This window comes from Mesorhizobium sp. M7D.F.Ca.US.004.03.1.1 (genome assembly GCF_003998635.1).
GTDB classification, from domain to species: Bacteria; Pseudomonadota; Alphaproteobacteria; order Rhizobiales; family Rhizobiaceae; genus Mesorhizobium; species Mesorhizobium loti.
Genome location: NZ_RZQG01000568.1, coordinates 1 through 3,959, shown reverse-complemented (window position 1 = coordinate 3,959; position 3,959 = coordinate 1). Strand labels below are relative to the sequence as shown.

5 protein-coding genes are annotated in these 3,959 nt (G+C 63.5%); all 5 read right to left on the bottom strand.

Annotation, left to right across the window (positions count from 1 at the left end):
- A partial coding sequence (locus EN935_RS25525) for a 2Fe-2S iron-sulfur cluster-binding protein (protein WP_127373734.1) occupies nt 1-735 on the bottom strand: 735 nt, incomplete at its 3' end.
- The gene (locus EN935_RS25520; protein ID WP_127265155.1) at nt 686-1,660 is read right to left on the bottom strand and encodes a methyltetrahydrofolate cobalamin methyltransferase; all 975 of its coding nucleotides are present in this window, start codon (nt 1,658-1,660) and stop codon (nt 686-688) included. The genes EN935_RS25525 and EN935_RS25520, both read right to left, overlap by 50 nt.
- Before the next feature lie 81 nt (nt 1,661-1,741).
- Nucleotides 1,742-2,833: a methylenetetrahydrofolate reductase gene (locus tag EN935_RS25515; RefSeq protein ID WP_109667811.1), complete on the bottom strand. Its 1,092-nt coding sequence runs from the start codon at nt 2,831-2,833 to the stop codon at nt 1,742-1,744.
- Nucleotides 2,830-3,456 (bottom strand): methylenetetrahydrofolate reductase C-terminal domain-containing protein, encoded by a 627-nt coding sequence (locus tag EN935_RS25510; RefSeq protein ID WP_127373733.1) that lies wholly within the window; start codon nt 3,454-3,456, stop codon nt 2,830-2,832. Before EN935_RS25510 ends, EN935_RS25515 begins: the two co-directional genes overlap by 4 nt.
- The gene (locus EN935_RS25505) at nt 3,449-3,751 is read right to left on the bottom strand and encodes a virulence factor (RefSeq protein ID WP_109667807.1); all 303 of its coding nucleotides are present in this window, start codon (nt 3,749-3,751) and stop codon (nt 3,449-3,451) included. Before EN935_RS25505 ends, EN935_RS25510 begins: the two co-directional genes overlap by 8 nt.
- Nucleotides 3,752-3,959 lie beyond the last annotated feature (208 nt).

The window sequence follows — 3,959 nt, the reverse complement described above, 5'->3', positions numbered from 1 at the left end:
GATAGCGCATGCCAGCCCATAGGCTTCGTTCTTGAGGCCGGGCCAAAGTGCTACGACGCGCGCGGTCTCGCTGTCGGCATCCTTGTAGATGGCGGCGGTCGCGGTCCAGTTGCCCTTGCGCAGGATGCCTTGCACCTGCGGCAGCAGATAGAAATCGAAATCGAGGCTTTTCAGACCCCAGTCGTGCATCAGCGCGATCTTCAGGCGGTCGAGATCGCCGAGCGGCTTGTGCATGTCGGGCTCTTCGATCTCGACATAGCACATGCGGATCGCTGAATCGCGGGCGATGACCCTGGTGTCGGCATCCTTGCGGATGGTCTGCGCGTTGATGACGGTGTCCTGCGGTACGTCGATGACGAGGTCGCCGAGGATCTGCGCCGAGCAGGAGAGGCGGCGCCGTTCGGGCAGGCCGCGGACGCGCTCATAGCGCTCTTCCTTGGCGCCCTTGGGCGTGATGTGGTCGTTGGAGGAAACGATCTTGTGCTTGGCGAAATTGCCTTCCTGCACCTCGATCTGGCAGCGCCCGCAGGTGGCGCGTCCGCCGCAGACGCTTTCGACATAGACGCCAAGCTGGCGCGCGGCATCGAGCACCGGGGTGCCGACAGGAAACCGCCCGCGCTTGCCCGACGGCATGAACAGCACGAGCGGGTCGGTGATGTTTGCAGGTGAATTCACGATTGCGCGCTTATCCTCGGCCCATCCGGGCTTCACGGCCGCCACGGCGGCGGCCGCCATTGCTGGCGCCGTCGCCCGGCGCGTTGACCTGCGTCGGGGCGGCGACCGCCTGGCCGCCTTCGGCCGGCTTGTAGTCCTTGTAGGTGCGAATCCAGTTGGTGCAGTTCTCGTCGGTGCCGTTCAGCACATTGGCGCCGCGCACGGCTTCCATTTCCTGCGGACGCACCGGGTTCATGATGGCTGATGTCATGCCGGCGCCGATCACCATCGGGATGAAGGCGGCGTTGATGCCGTGGCGATGCGGCAGGCCGAACGAGATGTTGGACAGGCCGCAGGTGGTGTTGACCTTGAGCTCCTCGCGCAGGCGGCGCAGCAGCGCGAACACCTGGCAGCCGGCGTCGCCCAGCGCGCCGATCGGCATCACCAGCGGGTCGACGACGACGTCATGCGCCGGAATGCCGAAATCGGCGCAGCGCTGCACGATCTTCTTGGCGACGGCGAAGCGCACGTCCGGGTCCATCGAAATGCCGGTCTCGTCGTTGGAGATGGCGACGACAGGCACGTTGTACTTCTTGACCAGCGGCAGGATGGCTTCGAGCTTTTCTTCCTCGCCGGTGACGGAGTTGACCAGCGGGCGACCCTTGGCGACCTTGAGAGCCGCTTCGATCGCGGCGGTGACCGAGCTGTCGATCGACAGCGGCAGGTCGACCAGACCCTGCACGATCTCCAGTGTCTGCACCAAAAGGCCGGGTTCGGTCTCGTTCGGGTTGACCGAGGTGACGCCGGCATTGACGTCGAGCATGGTGGCGCCACAGGCTGCCTGCTCGAGCGCGTCCCGGATCACGGTCTCGAAATTGCCGGCGATCATCTCGGCGGCCAGCTTCTTGCGGCCGGTCGGATTGATGCGTTCTCCGATCACGCAGAACGGCTGGTCGAAGCCGATGATGATTTCTCGTGTCGCCGAGGCGACGATGGTACGGGTCATGAAGTCTCTCCGCCGTGATATAAAGATTTCTTTATATCGTTGTCTGTTTTCATTCAAGCGAATGGGTGGCCGTCCGCGCCGTCAGTGCGCGGTCTTCACCATGTCCACCTGCGTTTCGGTAATATCGTCGTGCAGTATGTGCTCGAGCCTATCGGCGACCATCTGGTCGTCGCGACGGATCTCGCGTTTCCATGGCTGGCGGCCCTTCAGCACGCCCGATTCATCGACGATCTCGGCGACATATTCCTCCTGCCGATAGGCCATCACGTGGACGCCGGAAACGCCTGATATTTCCTTCACCTCGTTGATGATGTCGATGCAGAGCTGCTTGCCTTCCTTCTTCTGGTCCTGCGCGCCTTCCAGCCGCTTGATGACCGAATCGGGAATATGGATGCCCGGCACGTTTGAGCGGATCCACTTGGCCGTCTTGGCCGAGGCGAGGGGGCCGACGCCAACCAGGATGAAGCATTTTTCGGTGTAGCCGAGGTCGCGCACCTTTTGCATGTAGGTGCGGAACATCGGCACGTCGAAGCAATACTGGCTCTGCACGAATTGCGCGCCGGAGGCGATCTTCTTGCCCAGCCGATGCGGACGAAAGTCGATCGGCGGCGCGAAAGGATTGATCGCAGCACCGAGGAACAGCTGCGGCGGCGTCGTCAGCTTGCGGCCGGACAGGAACTTGCCGTTGTCGCGCATGATACGGCAGGTTTCCAACAGCGACATGCAGTCGAGGTCGAACACCGGCTTGGCGCCGGGTTGGTCACCGGCCTGCACGCCGTCGCCCGTGAGGCACAGCATGTTGGCGACGCCCATCGCGGCCCCGCCCAGCACGTCGCCCTGGATGGCGATACGGTTCTTGTCGCGGCAGGCGATCTGCATGATCGGCGCATAGCCCATGCGGGTCAGCAGCGCGCAAATGCCGACCGACGACATGTGGCAGTTGGCGCCGGATGCGTCGACAGCGTTGATGGCATCGACCCAGCCGTCGAAGATTTTCGCCCTGTTATAGACGTCTTCCGGATCGGCGCTGTCGGGCGGATTGAGCTCGGTCGTCACCGCGAACTCGCCGCGGCGCAGGACGCGCTCCAGCCGGCCGCGCGAGGTGTGGCCGGGCAGGGGGTCGAGCGGCAGATCGATGCCGGCCGGGTTCTCGTCGCGCTGGCGGCCGATCATGCCGACGCCCCGGTGTTCGCCGCCCCATTCTTGGCGGCAGCGGCGACTTCGCGCGCGGCGGCGGCTTGCGCTGTCACCCGCAGCCACGCCGAGGTTTCGCGCAGCGACTGGTCGACAGGCTTCTGCACGGTGAGGATTTTCTCGCTGTGCACCATGTTCTGCGAGCCTTCCCAGGCCTTGACCCAGACGCAGGGCATATCGGGCTCGACCTCGCAATTGCCGTTGGCACGCACGCCGCCGCAAGGGCCGTTGCGCAATTGCTTGGGGCAGTTCATCGGGCACGACATGCCGGTCGAGGACAAGATGCACTGGCCGCACATGCGGCAGTCGAACATGAAGCCCTTGACGCGCTTCTCGACAAATTTGATCGGCCCTTCGACACGGCCGTAGCCTATGCCTTTCCACAAGGGATGGAGGAGAAGGAACATGTCGGCGAATTTGGCGTAGAACCATTCGAGCAGGCGCGAATGCCTGATCGACCACAGCCGGACCGCGAAGGAGCGCTGCACGCGCCGCTGCGGCGATACGTCGGCCGGCTTGTAGTCGGATTTCGGCGCTGCCTTCTTGACCAGAGTGGCCTGGGTAACCGCCGGCCCATCCTTGGTAGGAATGGTTTCAGACATCTTCTTTGCCGCCCGCCTTGACCAGAGCGACCAGCCGCTCGCGGTCGTATTTCGTGTCGAGGTCGTTGAATGCCTTCTCGACCTCGGCTTCGAGGTCGTCGCCGACCGGAATGGGATCGGCCTTGCGCCATTCGGCCAGATAATCGTCAGTGCCACCGGCGCCGGTGCGCATGGCGCACATGTCGATCGCCTCGGTGAAGCGCAGCGGCAGTTCGCGCTTGGCGTTTTGCCGACCCCTCTTGACGATGACCTGGGCAGGGATGTCGCGCCAGTAGACGACGATCAGATCGGCCATGAATTCTCACTCCTCGATATCGGAGCATTGCCGGAAGCGCAGGTGGGCCGCTTGTTATGGGACGACGCGCGCGCATTCAAAAGCGACGCATTTGGATGTCGTAAAATGAAAGGTGGGTTTATTCGTCTGCAGCGTGTGCCAGCGGCGGGTTTGACGCGTCTGAATAGCCGGCGCGCGGCATGCGGTTCCAGGCGAAGAACGTGTTACC

What these genes read in the sequence shown, in the direction of transcription:
- EN935_RS25520 (WP_127265155.1), bottom strand. Translation starts at nt 1,660, where the DNA reads ATGACCCGTACCATCGTCGCCTCGGCGACACGAGAAATCATCATCGGC.
- EN935_RS25515 (WP_109667811.1), bottom strand. Translation starts at nt 2,833, where the DNA reads ATGATCGGCCGCCAGCGCGACGAGAACCCGGCCGGCATCGATCTGCCG.
- EN935_RS25510 (WP_127373733.1), bottom strand. Translation starts at nt 3,456, where the DNA reads ATGTCTGAAACCATTCCTACCAAGGATGGGCCGGCGGTTACCCAGGCC.
- EN935_RS25505 (WP_109667807.1), bottom strand. Translation starts at nt 3,751, where the DNA reads ATGGCCGATCTGATCGTCGTCTACTGGCGCGACATCCCTGCCCAGGTC.